The organism is Streptomyces pimonensis (genome assembly GCF_041380215.1).
GTDB classification, from domain to species: domain Bacteria; phylum Actinomycetota; class Actinomycetes; order Streptomycetales; family Streptomycetaceae; genus Streptomyces; species Streptomyces pimonensis.
The window spans coordinates 60,145-84,756 of record NZ_JAHWZY010000027.1 but is presented as its reverse complement, the minus strand read 5'-3'; the positions used below and the strand labels follow the sequence as shown (position 1 = coordinate 84,756).

Below are 24,612 nucleotides of genomic sequence, written 5' to 3'. Positions count from 1 at the left end.
CGCCTGCCACCCGGCGCGTCACGGGTGCGCCGCGTCGGGGCGGCCCGGGGCGCTCACGGTCCGGCGCCTGCGGGGCGCCTCGCCCGTTCCCGGCTTCCGCTCTCCCGGCCCCGCCCGAGCGGGGCCCATGAGCGGGGTGCCCCACCGCCCGCTCCCGGCCCCGCCCGAGCCGGGGCCCCATTGCTCCCGCCTCCCAGGCCTTTGAGGCACTGCGGGAGGAAAGACCGCTCGCGGAGGGCGGCAGCCGGCACCCGGTCCCTGGAGAGGACTCCTCGTGGGTGGTGGCTACTGCACGATCGACAGGTCCTCGTTCGACTCCGGTACCGCGACCGTTCCCCGGTCGTCCGGGAGGGGCTGGACCGTGAAGAACGGGACACCGTTCTCCGTCGTCGTCAGCGTCCGGGACGCGTAGACCGGCGTGTCCGACTGGGGCTCCACCGTGAGGGCGTACGTGCCCTTCACCCCGGCCGGCACCGGCGCCTCGACGTCCTGCGTCGTGCCCGACTCGATCGTGTACGTCTTCGAGACCGCCGTACCGCCCTCGGTGCCCGCCGAGGCCGTGACCTTGATCTTCGCCGTGCCCTCGGGAGCCGTCACCGAGAGCGTCGTGCCCTTGGCCGCGTTGTCCACGGACGTGGCACGCGTACCGACCGGCCGTGCGGCGGGGATGAAGGCCGACTCCTGGTCGCCGCCCTTGCCGCGCAGCACCCGTACCGCCGCCACCACCGGGACGGAGTCGTCCGCCGCCGTCAGGACCAGGGAACCCGCCTCGCCGCGCGTGACGTCGCCCAGGTCGACGGCCGCCGTCATGCCGCCCTTCACGTGGAGGGTGTCGTGGCCGGCCGGGGTGATCAGGCCGGAGGGGGAGGCGAGACGCACCTTCAGGTCGACGTCGGCGTCGCCGGAGGTGAAGGCGACCAGGCGTACGGCGGTGGCGTCCTTCGGGATGCCGGGCAGGACCAGGCTGCCGGACGGATCGGCCGACGCGGGCAGCCAGTCGCCGCCCAGTTCGGCGTCCAGGGCCTGTACGGCGGCGCCGACCCGGCCGCTGCGGACGACCACGTGGACGGTCACATCGGTCTGCTTCTCGTCGGTGAGCGTCGAGAGCAGGACCGGCTCGGCGGAGTGCGGCTGGACCGTGATGCCCTCCCCCACCGTCGTCTCGAGGACGCCGTCCTTGCCGTAGAGCTCGATGTCCACGACCGCCGCCGCGTCGTCGGGGTTGGTCAGGTGGACGTAGTCGGTGCGGTCGCCCTCGGTGCTCGTGCCGGGGAACCAGAACTCCGTGTCCGGGGCCGTGCAGGTGACGCCGTGCATGCCCCGGCCCGTGCCCGCGGTGACCGTTGACGTCTGCTGCATGGTCCAGCCCGGCGCGAAGCGGCCCTCGGCGGTGCCGAGAAGGGCGGAGGAATCGCCGCCGGTCGTCTCCCCGGTGACCGGCTCGCCGGGCTCCCCGGGCTCCAGCACGGGCTTCTCGGACCCGTCGTCCCCGGACTTCGACTCGTCCGGCTTCCGCTCCGTGGCCGCCCGGAGTTCGGCCTTGCCCTCGCTCTGCGTGCCCTTCGTGACCGGCGTGAAGGACGTGTACGTCGTCTCGGCCAGGTCGGAGGTGCTGGGCGGGGGGCACACCAGGCTCGTGCGTTCCACGGGGAGGTGGGCCGCCGGCTTTGCCGTGCCGGCCGCGGCGTCGGCGCCCGGTGAGGACACCGCGGCGAAGCCGGTGACGGCGGCGAGCGCGGTCACGCCCGCGATCAGGGACAGGGTGGTGCGGTTCACTGCCGGCTCCCGTCGGGACGTTCGCTGCCCGTGCCGTGGGGGTCGTACGACGTGTCGTAGCCCTGCACGTAGTTCTGGTCGTAGCCCTGTGTGTAGGTCTGGTCGTACGGCGCCTGCCGGGCGTCGTAGGCGTACGGGTCGTACTCTCCGCCGTCCTGGGGATAGGCCCCCGCCTGGTAGGGCCGGCCGTAGGCGTCCACCGGGTACTGCTGGTACTGCTCGTCCGGGTGGGCGTCCGGGTACCGCGCCGCCGCGTCCCAGTCGCCGTGCTCGGACTGGTGCGGGACGGGGGCGGGAGGCTGCTCGGGCGAGGCGGGGAAGTCCTCGTCTACGCCCGGTTCCCCGGAGGCGGCCTCCGCCTCGGCCTGGGCGCGCAGACGGCGGGCGCGGCGGCCCTCGCCGGCCGTCGCCTCGGCGGGGACGGCCTGCTCCTCGGGCAGGTCGTCGTCGATGTCGCGGCGGCGGCCGGGCAGGGCCATGACGACGAGCACGACGGCGAACAGGCCCTGGGCCCACAGCCAGGCGGTGTGGGTGATCGGGGCGTCGTAGGTGACGTCCAGCGTGCCGCCGGAGGCGGGGAGTTCGAATCCCTGGGCCCAGCCGTCGACCGTGGTGGGGGTCAGCGGCCTGCCGTCGAGGGTGGCGGTCCAGCCCTCGGCGGCGGTGTCGGCGAGGCGCAGGACGCGGCCCTCCGCGCCGTTCGGGATCTTGGTGTGGATGTCGACCGGTCCCGCGGCGACGGGCACGGGCTCGACGGCGTCGTCCTTGGCGGGAACGCCGTCCTTGGCGGGAACGATGCTCGCGCGCGCGACCTGCCGGTCCACCCGCCACAGCGCGCCGCCCGCCTGCTGGCTGAGCCGGGACAGGCCGGGGGTGGCGTCCAGGACGCGGGTGACCTCGCGCGGTGCGCCCGGGTGGACGAGGACGTAGCGGACGGCGAAGCCGCCGAGCTGGTCGGCCTGGTCGGCGCCGGAGCCGGCGACGAGGTTGGCGACGACCTTGTCGAGCACGCTGTTCCCGCCGTTCACCGCGGCGATCTCCGCGTCGCCCATGCGGGCGCCCGAGCCGCGGACCAGGACGTAGCCGACCCGGGCGGTGGAGTCACTGTCGAGGACGAGGGTGCGGGCCTGGTCGCGGGTGCCGCTCTCCTCGGCGACGAACGCGGGCACCTGGACGGGGTCGCGCCGTTCGACCGGTCCGTCGGCGCCGCGGATCATCCAGCCGGCGGCGGCGACCAGCGGGCCGATCGCACAGGCGAGGGCGATCAGCACGGCGACCGGCTGGCGCCAGCCGAAGCTCTGCTCGGCGACGCGCGCGCGTGCCCCGTCGGCGCCGAGCGCGGCGGCGGCCAGGACGGCGATGCCGTAGACGAGGGTGGCGGGGCCCGCCCAGGCGGAGTTGTTGGACAGGACCGCGAAGACGAGGCCCACCAGGGCGGCCGTCCACGCGGCGACGATCGCCGTCCGGCGTTCCGAGCGGAGCAGGGCAGCGAGCGCGGCGAGCACCAGGCCGAGGAGCAGCAGGCCGCCGACGGTGCCGGGGCCGCCCGGGCTCGCGCCGAGCAGGTCGAGCGCGGAGGCGGCGGAGGAACCGTACTCCAGGCCCGCTTCCCGGAAGAAGCCGAGGGGGATCAGGGAGAGCGACCACGGGGCGAGGACCAGCAGGGGGGTGCCCAGTTGGGCCAGGAAGCGCAGTCCGTAGGCCGGGATGTCGGTCCTGCGCAGGGCCAGGACGCCGACGCCGAGGACCAGGGCGATGGGCCACACGATCGGGGTGAACGCCGTGGTGACCGTCAGGAGCAGGCCGTACGCCCAGGTGGCGCGCCAGCTGCCGCGGGTGCCCTCGGGGTTCGTGAGGCCGCTCGCGGCGACGCCCGCGCGGGCGATCAGCGGCAGCAGCACGGCGAGTACGGCGGTGCCGATGCGGCCACCGGCCAGGGCACCGGTCGCGGCGGGCAGGAAGGCGTAGGCGACGGCCGCCCACGCGCGCAGCAGCCGGGACTCGACGAGCGGGCGGGAGGCGAAGTACGCGGTGAGGCCGGCCAGCGGTACCGAGCAGACCAGGAGGATCGTGACGGCGAGGCCGGTGGAGCCGAGCAGGAGCGAGGCGAAGGCCGCGACGACCGCCAGGTAGGGCGGTGCGGATCCGGTGCCGCCGGCGCCCACGGTGTGCCAGGCGTCGGTGTAACGGGTCCACAGCTCACCGGCGCCGGCGGGCGCGGGGAGCAGGGCGCCGCCCGCGAGCGCGCCGCCACCGAGGAGCCCGCGGCAGGCCGCGAGGGAGACCAGCAGCAGCACCAGGAAGAGCACCGGGCCGGGCTTGCGGGCGATGCGCTTGAGCCGGGCGAACTGCTCGACCTCCAGGAAGTCGGCGTCGTCGCCGCCGGGTCCGGACTCGATGACGCCGCCGTGGCGTCCGGCACCGGAGGCGGCCTCGGGGTCGGAGCGGCCGACGAGGCTGCTCGCGACCTGTTCCACGGTGACGCGGACGGTCGCGCCGGGCGGCGGGAACAGCGGCCGCATCTCGCCCTTGTCGGTCTGCGGGCTGCCGCGGTGGCGCCGCCCGGCAAGGATCCGTTCGGGCCGGAACAGGGTGCCCACGAGACCACGGATCTCGTCGACGGCCTGTCCCGGGGCCTTGCCGACGAGGTAGGCGAGGGTGCGGAGCAGGGTGCCGAGGACGACGCGCAGCAGCACCCAGGGCAGAGCGGCCGTGCGGGCGTTGACGAGCAGGGTGTAGACGGCGCCCGCCTTGTCCACCTTGTGCGGGGAGGCGGAGGTGCGGCCCACGCAGTCGACGGTGCGGCGCTCGCGGGCGGCGGCCTCGGCGTGCCGGACGACCGCGTCGGGGGCGACCAGGACCCGGTGTCCCGCGGAGTGGGCGCGCCAGCACAGGTCGACGTCGTCGCGCATGAGGGGCAGGTGCCGGTCGAATCCGCCGAGCCGGTCGAAGACGTCACGGCGGATCAGCATGCCGGCGGTGGACACCGACAGCACGGGCCGTACGTGGTCGTGCTGGCCCTGGTCCTGTTCGCGGCGGTCCAGGCCGGTCCAGCGACGGCCGGAGTTGGCGATGGAGACGCCGACCTCGAGGAGCTGCCTGCGGTCGTACCAGCCGCGGAGCTTGGGGCCGACGACGGCCACGTCGTCACGGCCGAGTTCGTACTCGTTCTCCACGACGCGCAGCATCTGGGCCAGCGCGTCGGGTTCGGGCGCGCAGTCGTCGTGCAGCAGCCACAGCCACTGGACCGGCTCCCCGTGCGGGAGGTCCGGCAGGTCGTAGGCGTCGTCGCGCCAGCTGCGGGTGACCGGGTCCCAGCCGCTCGGCCGTTTCAGGTACGGCAGGTCGTCCGGCGTGAGGTGCGGGGCGCTGCGGCTGCACTCCTCGACCGCCTGGCCGAAGCCGGTGCGCCGGGCGAGGTGCAGCACGCGTTCGTCGCCGAGGGCCTCGGCGACCAGCCGGGCGGAGTCGTCCGCGCTGCCGGTGTCGGCGCCCATGGCGAACTGGACGGGGCGCTCCTGGCCGAGCAGCCCGGCGAGCGCGTCGGGCAGCCAGCGGGCGCCGTCGTGGGAGACGAGGACCGCCGTCACCACGTGACGCGGAAACTCAGGGGTGGCAGCGAGGTCTTGCCGGGCTGTCGTGTGGCTGTGCACGGACATCGAGGTACGGGCCCCGGTTCGGTGGTCTGGGGGGAACGCCTGTGCCCGACGGGGGCGACGAGGCGTCTCGGACGAGCGACCACACTATCGGCTGGGCACCGGAGCGGCCCGCCGCCTGTGGACAACCCACCCGCGACGGGCCTTAAGTGACGTATGTACGACTTGGCGTGCGCACGGTGCGCACCGTGCGCGCGACGGCGATGTGCCGGCCCGTCAGACGGCGGCCTTCTTCAGCCGGCGGCGCTCCCGCTCGGACAGGCCGCCCCAGATGCCGAAGCGCTCGTCGTTGGCGAGGGCGTACTCGAGGCACTCGGAGCGGACCTCGCAGGCGAGGCAGACCTTCTTCGCCTCCCGGGTCGAGCCGCCCTTCTCGGGGAAGAAGGACTCGGGGTCGGTCTGGGCGCACAGCGCGCGCTCCTGCCAGCCGAGCTCCTCATCCGCGTCGTCGACCAGCAGTTGCTGCACCAGCTCGGTCATGTGCGCCCCTCGTCCGTCCTTCGCATCCCCGTGATCCAGCCGTTACCGATCCCGGCTGAACGACACGAGTGAAATTACAAGTGTGCTGCTCCGGGCGAGTCAAGCCGAGATCTGCTATTGAGCCCCTTATTCACTCTGCGGAACCAAGGCCAAGCCGAAAGTGTTCAAATCGTCCTAAACCTTGACACGCGTACGGGACCCGCGCGGGTCTCCCACCCCACGCGGGGTCCACCGGGGGTGGACGCCCAAGGGGCCGATCTCGTTGCGACACCCGCACCGAAGCGAACCGGATCACAGTCGGATCACGGGATCGCAACGACGCGCGGGGCACCCGGCCGTGGGCACCATGTGTCCCGGGAAGCGGCTGAGCAAACCTTTCACCTGTGAGATGGACCGGATGAGGTGAACCATGTCCCACATGCCGGGCGCCGAGTTGACAGTGGAGGAGTGAACCGCTGTTCTAGTGGGCATGCTCGCGAATTCGGCACTCACCTCGGCCCGCTCCGTCGGGTTCCTCGGTGCTGCCCGCGCTCGCTGTAGCTGTCGCTGTTCCGGCTGTTGAGCCCTCTCCCGTAGCTCCAGCCCTCGCCGGGCCACAGACCCGGCCGCTGTTTCCTTCGCTCCCCACCAGGGCGCTCCTCGCCGCCGTCCGCGATCCGGACGCACGCGACGCGACACCCTCCCCACCGCTTCTCCGCCAAGGAACCTCCGCATCCATGAACAGCGACAGCGACCTCCAGATCGCCGGCGACATCCTCGAGGTCCCGCACCTGCTCCAGCCCCCGCGCGAGCACCCGGCCACCGTCGCCGAGTTCGCCGGCCTGGCCCGCTCCCTCGCCGCCGACCGCTCCCAGTGGGAGCACCTCGTCCGGTACGACGCCACCAGCCGCTGGTACCACCGGCTGCGCACCGGCCCCGGCTACGAGGTGTGGCTGCTGTCCTGGGTGCCCGGCCAGGGCAGCGGACCGCACGACCACGGCCGCTCCTCCGGCATGCTCACCGTCCTGGAAGGCACCCTGACCGAGCGCACGGAGCGCGGCACGCGCACGCTGACCGCCGCCGCGGCGGGAGTCCCCCCGCTCGAGCGAAACCGGGAGGGGATGAGGGTGTTCGCTCCGGGCTACGTGCACGAGGTCGTCAACGACGCGCTGGAACCCGCGGTCAGCCTGCACATCTACTACCCGGGCCTCACCGAGATGCCGATGCACGCCTCCCTCCGCTGCGAGAGCCGCACGGCGCCCGGCCCGGTGACTGCCTGACGCGATGCCGTGTCGGCCTGCGAGGATGGCCCCATGCGCATTGTGGTTCTGGCAGGCGGCATCGGCGGTGCCCGTTTCCTGCGCGGTCTGAAGCGGGCCGTGCCGGACGCGGACATCACGGTCATCGGCAACACCGGGGACGACATCCACCTCTTCGGGCTGAAGGTCTGCCCGGACCTCGACACGGTGATGTACACGCTCGGCGGCGGTATCAACGAGGAGCAGGGCTGGGGGCGGACCGACGAGACCTTCCACCTCAAGGAGGAACTCGCGGCGTACGGCGTCGGTCCGGAGTGGTTCGGGCTCGGCGACCGGGACTTCGCCACGCACATCGTGCGGACGCAGATGCTCGGCGCCGGCTTTCCGCTCAGCGCGGTGACGGAGGCGCTCTGCGACCGCTGGGAGCCCGGCGTGCGCCTCATCCCGATGACGGACGACCGCGTGGAGACCCATGTGGCGGTCGAGCTGGACGGCGAGCGCAAGGCGGTCCACTTCCAGGAGTACTGGGTACGGCTGCGGGCCTCGGTGCCGGCCGAGGCGGTCGTGCCGGTCGGGGCGGAACAGGCGAAGCCGGCGCCGGGTGTCCTGGAGGCGATCGCCGAGGCCGACGTGATCCTCTTCCCGCCGTCCAACCCCGTGGTCTCCGTCGGCACCATCCTCGCCGTCCCCGGCATCCGGGAGGCGATCGCCGAAGCGGGCGTGCCGGTGATCGGTCTGTCGCCGATCGTCGGGGGCGCGCCCGTGCGCGGCATGGCCGACAAGGTGCTGGCGGCCGTCGGCGTGGAGTCCACGGCCCCGGCGGTGGCCGAGCACTACGGCTCGGGCCTGCTGGACGGCTGGCTGGTCGACACGGCCGACGCGGACTGCGTGGAGCGCGTCGAGGCGGCCGGGATCCGCTGCCGGGCCGTACCCCTGATGATGACCGACGTCGACGCGGCCGCGCGGATGGCGCGGGAGGCGCTGACGCTGGCGGAGGAGGTCCGGGCGGTATGAGCGGCACGGGCTACCGGGTCTGGCCCGTGGCGGGCCTGCCCGAGATCCGCGAGGGCGACGACCTGGCCAAGCTGATCGCGGCCGCCGCACCGGACCTGTCCGACGGCGACGTCCTCCTCGTCACCTCGAAGGTCGTCTCCAAGGCGGAGGGCCGGATCGTCGGGGCGACGGACCGGGAGGCCGCGATCGACGCGGAGACGGTGCGCGTGGTGGCCCGGCGCGGCGCGCTGCGCATCGTGGAGAACCGGCAGGGCCTGGTCATGGCCGCGGCCGGGGTCGACGCCTCCAACACCCCCGCCGGCACGGTCCTGCTGCTGCCCGAGGATCCGGACGCCTCCGCGCGGACGATCCGCCAGGGCCTGCGCGAGGCCCTCGGCGTCGAGGTCGGTGTGATCGTCACCGACACCTTCGGCCGGCCCTGGCGTGCGGGGCTGACCGATGTCGCGATCGGCGCGGCGGGCGTCCGGGTGCTGGACGACCTGCGCGGCGGCACCGACGCGCACGGCAATCCGCTCGGCGCCACGGTCGTCGCCACGGCCGACGAGCTCGCCGCGGCGGGCGACCTGGTCAAGGGCAAGGCGTCCGGCCTCCCGGTGGCCGTGGTCCGCGGACTGCCGCACGTGGTGGCGGCCGACGACGGCGAGGGCGCGCGGGCGATGGTCCGCGGCGCGCGCGACGACATGTTCCGCCTCGGCACGTCCGAGGCGGTACGCCAGGCGGTGACCCAGCGCCGTACGGTGCGGGCCTTCACGGACGAGCCGGTCGACCCCGGAGCCGTACGCCGCGCGGTGGCCGCGGCGGTCACGGCGCCGGCCCCACACCACACCACGCCGTGGCGGTTCGTGCTGCTGGAGTCGCCCGGTTCCCGCACCCGTCTCCTGGACGCCATGCGCGACGCCTGGATCGCCGACCTGCGCCGCGACGGCAGGACCGAGGAGTCGATCGCCAAGCGCGTCCGCCGCGGCGACGTCCTGCGCAACGCGCCGTACCTGGCCGTCCCCTGCCTGGTCATGGACGGCTCGCACACCTACGGGGACGCGCGGCGGGACGGCGCGGAGCGGGAGATGTTCGTGGTCGCCACGGGCGCCGGCGTGCAGAACTTCCTGGTCGCGCTGGCCGGGGAGCGGCTGGGCTCGGCGTGGGTGTCGTCGACGATGTTCTGCCGCGAGGTGGTCCGCGAGGTCCTGGACCTGCCCGCGGACTGGGACCCGATGGGCGCGGTGGCGATCGGCCACCCGGCGCAGGACCCGCGCCCGCGGCCGGAGCGGGACGCGGGCGGTTTCATCGAGGTGCGGTGAGCGTGCGCCTATCCTCATGGGGACCCCCGCTCCACCTCCACCCCTGGAATTTCTCGTGGCAGGACGTTTCGCACCCCGCCCGGCACGTACGGATGTGCGCGGCGGGCAGGTCGCCGCGTCCCCGGGAGTACCCCGCCGGGCACCGGCTCCGGCCCGCGTACGGACATGGGCGCCGGAGGGGCCCCTGGACCTCGGGCTGGTCCTCGGGCCGCTGCGACGGGGGCCGGGGGACCCGACGTTCCGGGCGCTGCCGGACGGTTCCGTGTGGCGGGCCGGCCTGACCCCGGCGGGCCCGGGGACGCTGCGGGTGACGGGGCGTTCGGACGGGATCCGGGGCGAGGCGTGGGGGCCGGGCGCCGACTGGCTCCTGGACGGACTGCCGGAGCTGCTCGGCTCCGCCGACGATCCGTCCGCCTTCGTGCCCCGGCACAAGCTGCTGGCACTGACCCGGCACCGACGTCCGGGACTGCGGCTGACGCGGACCGGTCTGGTGCTGGAGTCGCTGATCCCGTCGATACTGGAACAGAAGGTCACGACGGGTGAGGCGTACCGGGCCTGGCGGCTGCTGGTACGGAAGTACGGCGAGCCTGCGCCCGGGCCCGCGCCGGAGCGGATGTCGGTGATGCCGGCGCCTCGGACGTGGGCGCTGATTCCCTCCTGGGAGTGGCATCGGGCCGGGGTCGACGACAAGCGGGCGTCGACGGTTCTGCGGGCGGTGCGGGTCGCCGCGCGGCTGGAGGAGGCGGTGGGGATGCCACCCGCCGAAGCACGGGCGCGGTTGGAGCTGGTGCCGGGGATCGGACCGTGGACGTCGGCGGAGACGGTGCAGCGGAGCCATGGGGCGGCGGATGCGGTGACCGTGGGGGATCTGCATCTGCCGGGGATCGTGGGATGGGCGCTGGCGGGGGACCGGCATGCGGATGACGCGGTGATGTTGTCGCTGTTGGAGCCGTACGCGGGGCAGCGGCATCGGGCCGCGCGGCTGATCCTGCTGAGCGGGAAGGTGCCGGAGCGGCGGGCGCCGCGGATGCCGTACGGGGACATCGGACGGCTCTGAGCTTCGGCCGGGCCGGCGTTCGGCGGGGGCGCGTCGTGGGCGCCCCGCGCCGACGCGGGCCGGGGGCGGCTTCACTGCCCGGCCCCGCCGGGTGCCGTCGCCTTGGTCCCGGCCGGGGCGGGCTCGCGCGGCCCGGCGCCTGCGGGGCGCCTGCGGGGCGCCTCCCCACTGCCGGCTCCGCTCGAACGGGGCTCCCCCACCGCCCCGCGGCACGGCTGCCCGCGGGAGCGGCGGCGACTGCCCGCGGGAGCGGACAGCCGCGTACGGCGTGGAGGGGACGGGGCGGGGTGGCCGCCCGCAGCGGCCGGTGCCTCCGCGCCCCGCGCGTCTTCCGGCAGACGTGATGCGCGCCGGCCCGGGGACGGACACCACGGACACGGCCCCGCCCCGCCCACCGGCATCAGGTGCTACCCGAGCCCCCACCACCGGACCGGACGGTCACCGGTCCGAGGAGAAGCGGAGGGCGCCCGCCGGAATGGTCGCGTCGCACCAGACGCGGGCGCCCTCGCGGAGCTCGTTGCGGGGACCTATGACCGCGCCGTCGCCTATGACCGTGCCGGTGAGGACCGTGTGCTCGCCCACCCGCGCCCGCGTGCCGATCAGCGAGTCGGTGATGACCGCACCCGGCTCGATCACCGCCCCCGGCAGGATCGTGCTGCCGAAGACGCACGCGCCCTCCGCCACGAACGCGCCCTCGCCCACCACCGTCCCGCCCGCCAGCTTCGCGTCCGGTGCCACGGTCGCCGTGGGGAGCACCAGTCGGTCCCCGCAGCGCCCGGGCACCGCAGGCGACGGAGCGCGGCCCAGCACCAGGTCCGCCGAGCCCCGCACGAAGGCCGCCGGGGTCCCCAGGTCCAGCCAGTACGTGGAGTCGACCATCCCCTGCAGGTGCGCCCCCGCCGCCAGCAGTCCCGGGAACGTCTCCCGCTCCACCGACACCACCCGCCCCGCCGGGATCGTGTCGATCACCGACCGGCGGAAGACGTACGCCCCCGCGTTGATCTGGTCGGTGACGATCTCCTCCGGCGTCTGCGGCTTCTCCAGGAAGGCGAGCACCCTCCCCGTGTCGTCCGTCGGCACCAGCCCGTAGGCCCGCGGGTCCGTCACCTTCGTCAGGTGCAGCGAGACGTCCGCGCCGGTCGTCTCGTGGGTGCGCACCAGCGCCCGGATGTCCAGCCCCGTCAGGATGTCCCCGTTGAAGACCAGCACCGGTTCGTCCGGCCCCGAGTGCAGCCGGGACGCGACGTTCCGGATGGCGCCGCCCGTACCGAGCGGTTCCTCCTCCGTCACGTACTCGATGTGCAGCCCGAGGGCCGCCCCGTCGCCGAAGTACGGCTCGAAGACCTCGGCCAGGTAGGACGTGGCCAGGACGATGTGCTCGACGCCCGCCGCCCTCGCTCTCGCCAGCTGGTGCGTGAGGAAGGGCACCCCGGCCGCCGGGACCATGGGCTTGGGCGTGTGCACCGTGAGCGGCCGCAGCCGCGTGCCCTTGCCGCCGACCAGGAGGATCGCTTCTGTCACCTGTCGTCTCTGCTTCCTGCCGGGACCGGCCGAACTGTCCTTCGGCCGGCCAGTGTATGCAGACCGTCTCCAGCAGGAAGGAGCGCCCGGCCCGCCTCAGCGGCCCTGGTAACGAGCCGCCGTGGAACGCGTGGTGCCGAGCTTCTTGTACAGCTTCCCCCCTGGGCACGAGGTGTTGAACCCGTCCCGGTGACCGGAGATCACGTTCAGTCGTACCTTCTTGCCTTTTCGGTGAAGATTGCCACCGGCGGACTTCAGATATGTCTTGGCACTCGGATTCATCCCGTGCAGTCCGAGTTTCCACGCGGTGAGCCGGGCGACTGCCTTCACGGCGGCGGAGGACGGCTCCTCGGAGCCGTAGGTGCCGATCACCGCGATGCCCGTGGTGTCGGTGTTGAAGCCCATGGTGTGGGCCCCCTTGACCGGCTTCGCCACTCCCCCGGCCCGGCCCTCGTAGATCCTGCCGCACTTGTCGACGAGGAAGTTGTAGCCGATGTCCCGCCAGCCCAGGCTCCGCACGTGGTAGCGGTGGAACCCGCGGATGAGCGAAGGGGCCTGCGCGCACGTGTAGGTGTTGCCGGAGGCGGTGTGGTGCACGAAGGCCGCCTTGACCTTGCCGGTGTACACGAACCGTTTCTCCCGCAGGCTCTCGTCGGCGCCCCAGCCGCGCCGGGTGACGATGGCGGGGCGCGGCCCGATGTACGGCTCGGCCCGCTGCTGCCCGGTCAGTTCGGGCCCGCGCAGGGTGAGGTACTCCTGCCGGGTCCGTTCGTCGTCCAGCGCGGGGACCTCCAGGGCGCCGAGCGGTACGAGTGCGGAGTTGGCCGCGGAGGCGGCGGTCGCCTCGGCGCTCATGGCGCCGGTGCGCGGGCCGTCCGGGGTTTCGTCCCCCGGGTCGACGAGTTCGAGCCGCAGCCCGGAGGGCGCCCCCGAGCGGTCGTCGTCCTCGGGCTCACCAACCCCCGACTCACCAACCCCCGACGCACCAGCCTCCGACGCACCAACCCCCGACGCACCGACCCCGGACGCACCAGCCTCCGACGCACCAACCCCGGACGCACCAACCCCCGACGCACCGACCCCCGACGCACCAACCCCCGACGCACCAACCCCCGACGCACCAACCCCCGACGCACCAACCCCCGACTCACCAGCCTCCGACTCACCAACCCCCGACTCACCGACCCCGGCCCCCTCCGCGCCGGCCCCCTCCTCGCTCGCGTCCTCGCTCTCACCGGGCTCCGGCAGAACCCGGATCTCCACCCCGTCCGACTCCCCCACCCACAACGGCGCCGTGGCGCCGCGGACCCCGTCCGCGGCGCCCTCCGAGCTGCCCGGATCGGCCCCGTGGTCGGCGTAGTGCGTCTCGACGTCCCGCCAGCCGGACCATGCGCCGGTGTCCACCGCCCGGGTGCGGACCTGGACGCGGCCGTGGAGTTCGGCGGCGGGGTCGTCCCAGACGACGCCGAGGAGGGAGAAGGGCCGTACGGCCCGTGGGGCCAGGCCGAGGACGGCTGCGCCGGAGGCGCGGTCACGGGTGAGGGGTCCCAGGGGCAGCGACTGGGTGCTGCCGGGTACGTCGGGCCGGGCCGTCACCGCTGCGCGCGTGGCCGCTCCTGCCGTCGGCACGGGTTCCGCGTCCGCCGCGGTGGCGGGCGGGGCGAGCGGGAGGGCGAGGGCGGTGGCGCAGGCGACGCCGACTGAGGAAGCAAGAATTCCACGCATGCCCCTGAGCTTGGACACAGTCAGACAAATCTGTCCATCGGGAAGTTGACGGCCTGTCGGGACCCGTTCCCCCGAACCGGTGCCCCCGGCGGGCGGTGCGCGCGGGCGGGTCGGCGTACGCTTGCGCGGGTGAACGCCACCGACCGCACCCCTGCCGACCTGCTGGGTTCCGCGCTCGCCGCGGACCCGGGACGCCCCCTGGTGACCTTCTACGACGACGCCACGGGCGAACGCGTCGAATTGTCCGTGGCCACCTTCGCCAATTGGGTGGCCAAGACCGCCAACCTCCTCCAGGACGAACTGTCCGTGGAGCCCGGTGACCGGGTGGCCCTGCTGCTGCCCGCGCACTGGCAGACGGCCGTCTGGCTGCTGGCGTGCGCGTCGGTGGGCGCGGTCGCGGACGTGGCCGGGGACCCGGCGGCGGCCGACGTGGCCGTGAGCGGTCCGGAGCCGGAGCCGCTGGAGGCCGCGCGGGCCTGCTCGGGGGCCAGGATCGCGCTGGCGCTCAGGCCGCTCGGCGGTCGCTTCCCGCAGCCGCCGGAGGGCTTCGCCGACTACGCCGTCGAGGTACCGGGGCAGGGCGACCGCTTCGTGCCGTACGCGCCGGTCGACCCCGAGGAGCCGGCGCTGATCGTGGCGGGCCGGGAGTTCACCGGGGCGGAGGTGGTCGAACGGGCCCGGGCCGGGGCGCCGGAGCTCGGTCTGACCGGACCGGGCTCGCGGATCCTGTCGGGGCGGCCGTACGACACGTGGGAGGGCCTGAACGCGGGCCTGTACGGGCCGTTGGCGACCGGCGGCTCCGTGGTGCTGTGCCGGAACCTGGACCGCCTCGGGGGCGACGCCCTGGACAAGCGGGTGGAGAGCGAACGGGTGACGGCCATCGCCCGGTGACGGCACCACCGCCCGCCGGGCCGTGAAGGGCGCCGCTCCCCACCCGGAGACGCGTTCCCCGCCGTCCCGCCGAAACCGTTCCCCACGACACCCCCGTCCGCCCCGATCCCTCCCCCGTCCGGCGCACCACCACCCGCCCCGAACCGCCGTCCCGGGTCATCGTCGTACGCAACGACACCACCACACGCCGTACGCAGTGAGGGGTGGACCCGGTCATGAGCGACACCGCAGGCGCGTCCTCCACGCGGCCGGAGGGCGGCCGTGCCCTCGGTCCGGGGACGGGGTCCTCGGCGAGCGGGCGGGGGCGGACCCGGCGCCGTCGGCGGCGCTGGGCGTGCGGTACCGGGCTCGCCGTCGCCGTCGCGCTGCTCGCGGCCGGGGGCGCCGGGTGGGCGGTGTACAGGAAGCTGGAGGGGAACATCACCCGGGACGAGGCGGCGGCGGCCGAACTCGAGCGGTTCGAGAGGGAACGGCCCACGGCGCTCGTCGAGGACGCCAGGAACATCCTGCTGATCGGCTCGGACTCGCGCTCCGGGGACGGGAACGCCCGCTACGGGCGCGACTCGGGGACGGAGCGTTCGGACACCGTGATCCTGCTGCACCTGTCGGCGGACCGGCGCAGCGCCACCGCGGTGTCCGTCCCCCGGGACCTGATGGTGGACGTGCCCGGCTGCCGCCGCCCCGACGGATCGCGTTCCGAACCGATGTTCACCATGTTCAACTCGGCTTTCGCGGTGGGCGGTTCGGCCTGCACCATCCGAACGGTGGAGAGACTCACGGACATCCGCGTCGACCACCACGTCGTCGTCGGCTTCGACGGTTTCAAGAGAATGGTCGACGCGGTGGGCGGGGTCGAGGTGTGCCTGCGCGAGCCCGTCGACGACGAGGACGCCGAGCTGGAACTGCCGGCGGGCCGGGTGACGCTGGACGGGGAGCAGGCGCTCGGTTACGTCCGCGCCCGCAAGACCCTGGGCGACGGCAGCGACACCGGCCGCATGGAGCGGCAGCAGCGCTTCCTCGGCGCACTCGCCCACAAGGTGAGCGGCAATGACGTGCTGCTGAATCCGGTGAAGCTGTACCCCGTCCTGGACGCGGCCACCTCGTCGCTCACCACCGATCCGGCACTGGCGAGCCTGCGGGGCCTGTACGAACTCGCGCGCGCCCTGCGCGAGATCCCCACGGAACGGGTGCGGTTCCTCACCGTCCCCCGGAGGCCGTACACCGGGGACCCCGATCGTGACCAGCTCGCGCAGCCCGCGGCGGAGGAGCTGTTCGCCCGGCTGCGCACGGACCGGCCCGTGGTGATCGCGCCGACCGCACGGGATCCCGCGCCGGACGGCAGTCCCGGCGGTGCCTCTCCGGCGCCCACGTTCTCCGGCAACTCCGCCGCCGACGCCCCCTGCGGGTGAGGAGGACTCCGGAGCCGGCACAGCACCGGACCGGAACGATGGACCCTTGGTTCGGGAAACGCACGCATTGCCCGCTGTAAGGAATCTGAGAATGCGCGGCCGCCGTCGCCCCGCGGCGAACCGGGCGGTTAGTGTGACGGTCCGGTGCGCCGGCACCCGAGAGGCCCCGCCGCGCGGCGGAGCGCGCACCGGGAAGACCGAGACCGGGCGTCCGGAGGGGAGGGCGCACCGCGTGGCCCCGACGGAGGATGCGGACAGCCGTGGACGCGCAAGGACGTGGGCGGGCAGACAACGTGGATCCCGCGGACCAGTGGGTGCTGAATCCGCGTACCGGCGAGTACGAAATGCGGCTGCCCCCTTCCGCACCGCAGCCGACCGTCCCGGGCCCGCGCAGGTCCGCCCCCGGTGACACCGCGGACGGTGCGAAGGGCCGCCGTACGGCCGCGCCCGGCCGCGAGGTCCCGCCCCAGCGCCGGCGCCGTACGGCACCCGGGGAGCCGGCGCCCGGGCGGCGCGGACGCCGCCCGGCGAAGAAGTCCCGCGGCAGGAAGGCCCTGCTGTGGACCGGCGGCACCACGGCGTTCCTCGTCCTCGCCACCGGCGTCGGCGGCTACCTCTACCTGGAGCACCTCAACGACAACATCCAGTCCCTCCCGGACGACGGCGCCGGCACCGGTGGCTTCCGGAAGGACAAGGCCATCAACATCCTGCTGATCGGCACCGACAAGCGCACCGGCGACGGCAACGAGGGCTACGGCGACGCGGGCAGCGCCGGCCACGCGGACACCACGATCCTGCTGCACGTCGCCAAGGACCGCTCCAACGCCACCGCGCTCAGCATCCCCCGCGACCTGATCGTCGACATCCCCGACTGCCCGACCACACAGGAGGACGGGACGGAGAAGGTCATCCCCGGCTCCACCGGCGTCCGGTTCAACACGAGCCTCGGCCAGGACGGCCGTACGCCCAGCTGCACCATGCGGACCGTCACCGAGCTGACCGGTGTCACCCCCGACAACTTCATGGTGGCCGACTTCAACGCGGTCAAGACGCTGACCACGGCCGTCGGCGGGGTCGAGGTGTGCCTGGCGAAGGACATCGACGACCCGGACTCGCACCTGAAGCTGTCGGCGGGCACCCACACCATCCAGGGCGAGCAGGCGCTGGCCTTCGTGCGCACCCGGCACTCGGTGGGCTTCGGCGGCGATCTGAGCCGCATCGAGATCCAGCAGCAGTTCCTCAGCGCGCTGATGCGCAAGCTGAAGTCCAACGACACGCTCACCAGCCCGTCCAAGATGCTGAAGCTCGCCGAAGCGGGCACCGAGGCGCTGACCGTCGACTCCCAGCTGGACAGCATCGGCAAGCTGAAGGACCTCGGTCTGGAGCTGGGCAGGCTCAACACCAAGAACCTGACCTTCACCACGGTGCCGGTGCAGGACAACCCGGCCGAGAAGGTCAAGTCGACGGTCGTCCTCAAGGAGACCCCCGCCCAGCAGGTCTTCGAGATGATCAGGAACGACGTCTCCTTCACCGAGGTCAAGAAGAAGGAGAAGAAGGAGGCCGCCGCGGTCGCCGCCCGCCTGAAGGGCGCCAAGGCCGACCCCTCCGAGGTCCGCGTCCGCATCCTCAACGGCGGCGCCCCCTCGGGCAGCGCCCGGCTGGAGCTCGACTACCTCCGGACCGAAGCGGGCGTCACCAAGTCCGAGAACGCCGGCAACGCCCCCGAGGAACTGAAGAGGACCACCCTCGAGTACGCCCCCGACCAGGCCGACCAGGCCCGCCGCCTCGCCGACATCCTCGGCCTGTCCGGATCCGCCATGAAACCCGGCGAGAGCGTCACCAACGCCCAGGGCCTGCCCACCATGACCCTCACCCTCGGCAAGGACTTCAAGGGCGCCGGAGTCGAACTCGACGCCGCGTCGGTCGAGACGCCCGAGGTGGAGAAGTCCACGGCCGACAAAGTCCAGTGCGCCGAGTGACCCGACGGGCCCGTCACGCGTCCTACAGAACGGTCCTGTCACGGCCGGAAGGGCAACCGATCCGCCGGCACGGTCGTACAACCATCGAGGGAGAGCACGGGTCCCACCGTGCGGAAAAGCCGCGCGCGGGGGCACGTCCGCGGGAGCGAGGGCGGGGAGAAGGGCATGGCACGCAGCAGTGTGCGGGCAGAGGGAGCACGGCCGGGCGCGGTCCGGCCCGCCGGGGGCGGCACTCCTGAGGGGGACGGTCCCGGCGGGGGCGGCGGGGCCGGCCGTGGGCGCGGTCACGGCAGACGGCCCGGACGGCGGCACCGCGTGCTCAGATGGTCCGCGATGACGCTGTCGGTCCTGATACTCGGCACGGCCGGCGCCGGATACCTCTACTCCCAGCACCTGAACGGAAACATCGAGAAGGGCGAGCGCAGCAGCGGCGACTCCAAGGCCCACAGGACCGAGCCGAACGCCGCCGGGCAGACTCCCCTGAACATCCTGCTGATCGGCTCCGACAGCCGCGCCTCCGACGCGAACGTGGCGCTGGGCGGCGGCAGGGACCACCGCGACAGTGTGCCGCTGGGCGACGTGCAGATGCTGATCCACCTGGCGGCGGACCGCAGGAGCGCCGCGGTGGTGAGCGTTCCGCGCGACACCCGGGTCGGCATTCCCGAGTGCATCGACCCGGAGACCGGCGAGACCTATCCGGCGGCCGACACCATCATCAACGCGTCACTGGGCCGCGGCGGCGCCGGCTGCACGCTGGCCACCTGGGAGAACCTCACCGGCGTCTACATCGACCACTGGATGACCATCGACTTCGCGGGCGTGGTGCGGATGGCCGACGCCATCGGCGGTGTCGAGGTCTGCGTCAACCAGAACGTGTGGGACCGTCCGCTGCCCGGGGTGCCCGGCGGATCGGGGCTGAGGATGAGGGCCGGCACCAAGAAGGTCGAGGGCGAGCAGGCGTTGCAGTGGCTGCGCACCCGGCACGCCTGGGGCAGCGATGTGCTGCGGACCCGGGCGCAGCGCGTGTACATGAACTCGGCGATGCGCACCCTGCGGGGCCAGAACGTCTTCACCGACACCGGCAGGCTGATGGACCTGGCCGAGGCGGCCACGGAGTCGCTGGTGGTGTCCGAGGAGATCGGCACGGTCAGGAAGCTGTTCGACCTCGGCATGCAGCTCAAGACGGTCCCCTCGAACCGCATCACCATGACGACGATGCCCACCGTCGCGGACCCCGAGAACGCGAACCACCTGCTTCCGGCCGGGGACGACGCCGAGCGGATGTGGGCGATGCTCCGCGACGACGTGCCCTTCGACGGCAACGGCGGTGAAGAAGGCGACGACAAGGACGGCTCCGCGAAGGCCTCCGCGGAGCCGTCCGGCCACTCGACCGCCGACGCCGCAGGCGTCGGCGTCCTGGTACGGAACGCCACCCGGTCCGGCACACTCGGACCGGTCGACGGCCGTGCGCGCGCCGTCGCCCGGACGCTGGTGGAGCGGGGCTTCGACAAGGCGACGGCGGACACGTCGGCGGCGCTGTCCGAGCAGCGGACCGTCGTCCGTTACCCGAGCGACGAGTCGGCCGGGGACGCCCGGCGGGTCGCCGAGGCGCTGGGCGTTCCGGCGAGCGCGACGCGGAAGTCGACGGACGCGCCCGGGATCACGGTCGACGTCGGAGCGGACTGGCGTTCGGGGGCGTCGTATCCCCGGCAGAAGAAGCCGGAGGCCGGAGACCTGCCCGACAGCAGCGACGCCCTGAACGGATCGGAGAGGGGCACGTGCATGGACGTGTACAAGCCTTACCGATGGTAGGAATTCGGCACAAACGAGAGATCACACCGGGAGTGGGAACGTCGGATACGTCACCTGTACCGTTCGACGCTCAACTTGGCAGATAGTGTGAGCACCCCCGTGCCCCGCCATGAGGTCCGCTCTGGCGCAGTGCACGTGCAGACTTTTACCGTGCGCCTTCGGAGCAGGCGCCGCGTGGCCCTGACGGAGGATGGGAAGACCGTGGACGCGCAAGGACGTGGGCGGGCAGACAACGTGGATCCCGCGGACCAGTGGGTGCTGAATCCGCGTACCGGCGAGTACGAAATGCGGCTGCCCCCTTCCGCGCCGCAGCCGACCGTCCCGGGCCCGCGCAGGTCCGCCCCCGGTGACACCGCGGACGGTGCGAAGGGCCGCCGTACGGCCGCGCCCGGCCGCGAGGTCCCGCCCCAGCGCCGGCGCCGTACGGCACCCGGGGAGCCGGCACCCGGGCGGCGCGGACGCCGCCCGGCGAAGAAGTCCCGCGGCAGGAAGGTCCTGCTGTGGATCGGCGGCACCACGGCGTTCGCCGTCCTCGCCACCGGCGTCGGCGGCTACCTGTACCTCAAGCACCTCGAGGGCAACGTCACGACGACGGACGTGGGCGACGCGGGCAGCAGCAGCTTCAAGAAGGACGAGGCCTTCAACATCCTCATCGTCGGCACCGACAAGCGCACCGGGGCGGGCAACGAGGGCTACGGCGACGCGGGCAGCGCCGGCCACGCGGACACCACGATCCTGCTGCACGTCGCCAAGGACCGCTCCAACGCGACCGCGCTCAGCATCCCCCGCGACATGATCGTCGACATCCCCGACTGCCCGACCACGCAGGAGGACGGGACGGAGAAGGTCGTTCCGGGCCAGCAGGGCGTCCGCTTCAACCGCAGCCTCGGTGAGGGCGGCCGGGACGCCGGCTGCACCATGCGCACCGTGAAGGAGGCGACCGGCATCCAGCCCCACCACTTCATGATGGCCGACTTCAACGCGGTCAAGACGCTGACCACGGCGGTCGGCGGCGTGAAGGTCTGTGTGGAGCACGCCGTCGACGATCCGAAGTCCCATCTGAAGCTGCCTGCGGGCGAGTCCGAGATCGAGGGCGAGCAGGCCCTGGCCTTCCTCCGCACCCGGCACTCCTTCGGCAACGAGGGCGACCTGGACCGCATCAAGGTCCAGCAGCAGTTCCTGGGCTCCCTCATGCGGCAGATGTCCTCCAGCGACACCCTCACCAGCCCCACCAAGCTGATCGGTCTGGCCGAGGCCGCGACCGAGGCGCTCACCGTGGACAGCGCCATCGGCACGGTGGGGACGCTCAAGGACATCGCCCTGGAGCTGAAGAAGGTGCCGACGAAGAACATCACGTTCCTGACGGTGCCGGTGGTCGACAACCCGGCCGAGAAGGTCAAGGCGACGGTCGTCCCCCACCAGGCCCGGGCTCCCCAGGTCTTCGAGATGATCAGGAACGACGTCTCCTTCACCGAGGTCAAGAAGAAGGAGAAGAAGGAGGCCGCCGCGGTCGCCGCCCGCCTGAAGGGCACCAAGGCCGACCCCTCCGAGGTCCGCGTCCGCATCCTCAACGGCGGCGCCCCCTCGGGCAGCGCCCAGCTGGAGCTCAACTACCTCCAGACCGAAGCGGGCGTCACCAAGTCCGAGAACGCCGGCAACGCCCCCGAGGAACTGAAGAGGACCACCCTCGAGTACGCCCCCGACCAGGCCGACCAGGCCCGCCGCCTCGCCGACATCCTCGGCCTGTCCGGATCCGCCATGAAACCCGGCGAGAGCGTCACCAACGCCCAGGGCCTGCCCACCATGACCCTCACCCTCGGCAAGGACTTCAAGGGCGCCGGAGTCAAACTCGACGCCGCGTCGGTCGAGACGCCCGAGGTGGAGAAGTCCACGGCCGACAAAGTCCAGTGCGCCAGTTGAGTCCGTAGCGCAACCTCACGGGCCCGTCGCATGTCTCCAGGACGTACGACGGGCCCGTTCCGTGGGCGCCGAGGGCGTTGAGTCCTGGGGAGGACTTGGAAGTTGACGCAGGACAGTGTGCAGGAGGCCGTGCCGGCCGCCGAGGACGAGGCCGTCGCGGAGGACGGGAGCGGCGAGGGCCGGGGCAGCGGGCGCAGGGCGCCGCGCAAGCACCGGGTGCTCCGTTGGTCGGCGCTGGTGCTGGCGGTGCTGATAGCGGGCACGGCCGGCTCCGGCTATCTCTACTACCGGCAGCTCAACGCCAACATCGAGCAGCAGGAACTCAACCTCGGCGACACGCAGGTCCCGGAACCGACACCGAACGCCGCGGGGCAGACCCCGCTGAACATCCTGCTCATCGGCTCCGACGCGCGGGACAGCAAGGAGAACCAGGAACTCGGGGGTGCCCGGGAGACGTTCGGCTCCACACCGCTGGCGGACGTCCAGATGCTGGTGCACCTGTCCGCCGACCGCAGCAACATGTCGGTCGTCAGCATGCCGCGGGACACCCTCGTACAGATCCCGAAGTGCACCGATCCCGACGACGGCACGGTGTACCCGGCGAGCAACGGGCGGGTGATGACCAACCGGAGCCTCGGGCACGGCGGTCCGGGTTGCACGGTCGCCACCTGGCAGGAGCTCACCGGCATCCACATCGACCACTTCCTCATGGTCGACTTCGCGGGTGTGGTGGCGATGGCGGACGCCATCGGCGGTGTCCCGGTGTGCGTCGACGCCAACATCCACTCGCGCGACAGCCGGGGCCACGGTTCCGGCCTGAAGCTCGAGAAGGGCACCCACCCGGTCAAGGGCGAGCAGGCCCTGCAGTGGCTGCGCACCCGTTACGGCTTCGAGGACGGCAGCGACCTGGCGCGGGCCAAGGCCCAGCACATGTACATGAACTCGATGGTCCGGGAGCTGCGCGAGAACGCCACCCTGAGCAACCCGAACAAGCTGCGCAGGCTCGCCGAGAAGGCCACCGAGGCGCTCACGGTCGACCCGGGCCTGAACTCGGTCAAGAAGCTCTACGACCTCAGCACCGAGCTGCGGAAGGTGGAGCCGAAGCGCATCACCATGACCACCATGCCGAACCGGTACGTGGGCGCCCGGGTGGAGCCCACGGAGGACGCCGAACAGCTCTTCCGGATGGTGCGCGAGGACATCGCCCTGGACGGCGGGGACGCGGAGAAGAAGGCCGCCCCGGCACAGGAGGACCAGGGCTCGGACGACCCGGCGGCCGAGGACGCCGAGATCGCCGTCCTGGTGCAGAACGGCACCCGCACCGACACGCTGGGCTCGGCGCGCGGGCGGGCCGGCGACGTGGCGGACCTGCTCGTGGAGGAGGGGTTCGCCAGGGCGGTCGCCGATCCGAGCACGTCCCTGAGCGAGAAGACGACCGTCGTCCGCTACCCGAGCGCGGACCTGGAGGGCGACGCCGAGGCGGTCGCCGAGGCGCTGGGGCTCGAGCCGGGCGCGGTGCGCAGGTCGACCGACGTCTCCGGGGTCACGCTCGTGGTGGGCGCGGACTGGCGCGAGGGCACGACGTACCGGGCCCCGAAGCAGGACAACGAGGTGCCGGAGTCCGCCGAGGCGCTCAACGGGGCGGACGACGGGGCCTGTATGAAGGTGAACCCCGCGTTCACCTGGTGAGAACGGCCGACGGGCCCCTCTCCGGAGGGGAGAGGGGCCCGTCGGCGGCGTCCGGTCAGCGCGGTGCGGCGTCCGCGCGGACCGGGGGCCGCCGGCTCGCGATCACCTTGCGCGCCAGCGCCTTCGGGCTGGTCAGGAAGCCCCAGCCCCACGACATGTGCATGGTGGCCAACGCCACCGGGATCTGCAGCCGCGCCCTGAGCGGCAGCCCCTTGCCGGCGGGGACGGACCCCAGCACGATCGCCGCGAGGTAGCCGCCGGGCACCACGAAGCCCCACGGGGTGAGCACCGCGCCCACCACGATCCCGGCCGCGATCGCGCACACCGCGGTCGGCGGGGCCAGGTAGCGCAGGTTGATGGAACCGGAGTGGTAGCGGGCCACGACGTGCCGCCAGCGGCCGTAGTCCTTGTACTGCTTGGCCAGCGCCCGCACGCTCGGCCGGGGCCGGTACGACACCTTCAGCTCCGGCGAGAACCAGATCAGCCCGCCGGCCTCGCGTATGCGGAAGTTCAGCTCCCAGTCCTGGGCGCGGATGAACTCCTCGTTGTAACCGCCCTGCTGCTCCAGCGCCTCACGCCGGAACACCCCCAGGTACACCGTCTCGGCGGGAGCGGCCTCGCCACCGGTGTGGAAGGCGGCGTTGCCCACGCCTATCCTCGACGTCATCGCGGCCGCGACGGCCCGCTCCCAGTCGTTCTCCCCCTCGGCGTGCATGATGCCGCCGACGTTCTGCGCGCCGGTCTCCTCCAGGAGCCGCACGGCGGTCGCGATGTAGTTCGGGGAGAGCATCCCGTGCCCGTCGACGCGGACCACGATCGGATGACGCGAGGCCTGGATCGCCGCGTTCAGGGCGGCCGGGGTGCGGCCGGTCGGATTGGGCACGGTGTGCACCCGCGGGTCCTCGGCCACGAGCTCGGCGGCGATCTCGTCCGTGCGGTCCGTGGACGGACCGAGGGCGATCACGACCTCCATCTCGCCGGCGTACTCCTGGGCGAGGATCGCGCGGACGGCTCCACGCAGGTGCCGCTCCTCGTTGAGGACGGGCATGATCACGGAAACGGCGGGGAGCCGCACGTCGGGATTGGCGTTCATAGAGCGCTCACGTTACCGCGAACGGGGGACACCGACGCGCGCGCCGGGGGCGAT

At 73.1% G+C, this 24,612-nt stretch carries 16 protein-coding genes; 10 read left to right on the top strand and 6 right to left on the bottom strand.

The features are described 5' to 3' along the window. Positions 1-285: 285 nt before the first annotated feature. The 3 genes from KYY02_RS24060 to KYY02_RS24050 all read right to left on the bottom strand — a co-directional run bounded on the left by KYY02_RS24060 (position 286) and on the right by KYY02_RS24050 (position 5,912). On the bottom strand, positions 286-1,776 hold the full coding sequence (locus KYY02_RS24060) for a DUF5719 family protein (RefSeq protein ID WP_371241214.1): 1,491 nt from the start codon (positions 1,774-1,776) through the stop codon (positions 286-288). After that, complete coding sequence (locus KYY02_RS24055) at positions 1,773-5,435, bottom strand: glycosyltransferase family 2 protein (RefSeq protein ID WP_371241212.1); 3,663 nt, start codon at positions 5,433-5,435, stop codon at positions 1,773-1,775. The genes KYY02_RS24060 and KYY02_RS24055 overlap by 4 nt, the downstream gene beginning before the upstream one ends. A 213-nt stretch (positions 5,436-5,648) precedes the next feature. Further along, complete coding sequence (locus KYY02_RS24050; RefSeq protein ID WP_003975777.1) at positions 5,649-5,912, bottom strand: WhiB family transcriptional regulator; 264 nt, start codon at positions 5,910-5,912, stop codon at positions 5,649-5,651. 716 nt (positions 5,913-6,628) lie between these two features. Between KYY02_RS24050 and KYY02_RS24045 the strand changes: the two genes are divergently transcribed. The 4 genes from KYY02_RS24045 to KYY02_RS24030 are packed head-to-tail and all read left to right on the top strand — an operon-like array spanning position 6,629 to position 10,519. Beyond that, a complete protein-coding gene (locus KYY02_RS24045; RefSeq protein WP_371241210.1) occupies positions 6,629-7,171 on the top strand; it encodes a cysteine dioxygenase in 543 nt (180 codons plus the stop codon). Between the two features lie 33 nt (positions 7,172-7,204). Next, positions 7,205-8,164 (top strand): 2-phospho-L-lactate transferase, encoded by a 960-nt coding sequence (cofD, locus tag KYY02_RS24040; RefSeq protein WP_371241208.1) that lies wholly within the window; start codon positions 7,205-7,207, stop codon positions 8,162-8,164. Next, positions 8,161-9,462: a coenzyme F420-0:L-glutamate ligase gene (locus KYY02_RS24035; RefSeq protein ID WP_371241205.1), complete on the top strand. Its 1,302-nt coding sequence runs from the start codon at positions 8,161-8,163 to the stop codon at positions 9,460-9,462. The genes cofD and KYY02_RS24035 overlap by 4 nt, the downstream gene beginning before the upstream one ends. A gap of 55 nt (positions 9,463-9,517) precedes the next feature. Next, entirely contained in the window at positions 9,518-10,519 is a 1,002-nt protein-coding gene (locus tag KYY02_RS24030; protein WP_371241201.1) for a DNA-3-methyladenine glycosylase family protein, read from the top strand. 438 nt (positions 10,520-10,957) lie between these two features. Here the strand turns inward: KYY02_RS24030 and manB are convergent, their stop codons facing one another. Beyond that, positions 10,958-12,040 carry a mannose-1-phosphate guanylyltransferase gene (gene manB, locus KYY02_RS24025; RefSeq protein ID WP_371241199.1) on the bottom strand — a complete coding sequence of 361 codons (1,083 nt, stop codon included), beginning with the start codon at positions 12,038-12,040 and terminating at the stop codon, positions 10,958-10,960. Positions 12,041-12,136: 96 nt separating this feature from the next. Further along, positions 12,137-13,765: an N-acetylmuramoyl-L-alanine amidase gene (locus tag KYY02_RS24020; protein WP_371241196.1), complete on the bottom strand. Its 1,629-nt coding sequence runs from the start codon at positions 13,763-13,765 to the stop codon at positions 12,137-12,139. Between the two features lie 129 nt (positions 13,766-13,894). On the opposite strand from KYY02_RS24020, the gene KYY02_RS24015 reads away from it, so the two are divergent. The 6 genes from KYY02_RS24015 to KYY02_RS23990 all read left to right on the top strand — a co-directional run bounded on the left by KYY02_RS24015 (position 13,895) and on the right by KYY02_RS23990 (position 23,465). Then, positions 13,895-14,656, top strand: coding sequence for a TIGR03089 family protein (locus tag KYY02_RS24015; protein WP_371241191.1), 762 nt, complete (start codon positions 13,895-13,897; stop codon positions 14,654-14,656). Positions 14,657-14,871: 215 nt separating this feature from the next. Continuing rightward, positions 14,872-16,065: an LCP family protein gene (locus KYY02_RS24010; protein WP_371241189.1), complete on the top strand. Its 1,194-nt coding sequence runs from the start codon at positions 14,872-14,874 to the stop codon at positions 16,063-16,065. A 260-nt stretch (positions 16,066-16,325) separates the two neighbouring features. Continuing rightward, the gene (locus tag KYY02_RS24005; RefSeq protein ID WP_371241187.1) at positions 16,326-18,044 is read left to right on the top strand and encodes an LCP family protein; all 1,719 of its coding nucleotides are present in this window, start codon (positions 16,326-16,328) and stop codon (positions 18,042-18,044) included. A 165-nt stretch (positions 18,045-18,209) separates the two neighbouring features. Beyond that, positions 18,210-19,856: an LCP family protein gene (locus KYY02_RS24000; RefSeq protein ID WP_371241185.1), complete on the top strand. Its 1,647-nt coding sequence runs from the start codon at positions 18,210-18,212 to the stop codon at positions 19,854-19,856. 201 nt (positions 19,857-20,057) lie between these two features. After that, on the top strand, positions 20,058-21,776 hold the full coding sequence (locus KYY02_RS23995) for an LCP family protein (protein WP_371241183.1): 1,719 nt from the start codon (positions 20,058-20,060) through the stop codon (positions 21,774-21,776). Between the two features lie 117 nt (positions 21,777-21,893). Then, on the top strand, positions 21,894-23,465 hold the full coding sequence (locus KYY02_RS23990) for an LCP family protein (protein ID WP_371241244.1): 1,572 nt from the start codon (positions 21,894-21,896) through the stop codon (positions 23,463-23,465). 55 nt (positions 23,466-23,520) lie between these two features. On the opposite strand, the gene KYY02_RS23985 is transcribed toward KYY02_RS23990, so the two are convergent. Then, entirely contained in the window at positions 23,521-24,558 is a 1,038-nt protein-coding gene (locus KYY02_RS23985) for a glycosyltransferase family 2 protein (protein ID WP_371241181.1), read from the bottom strand. Between the last annotated feature and the right edge of the window lie 54 nt (positions 24,559-24,612).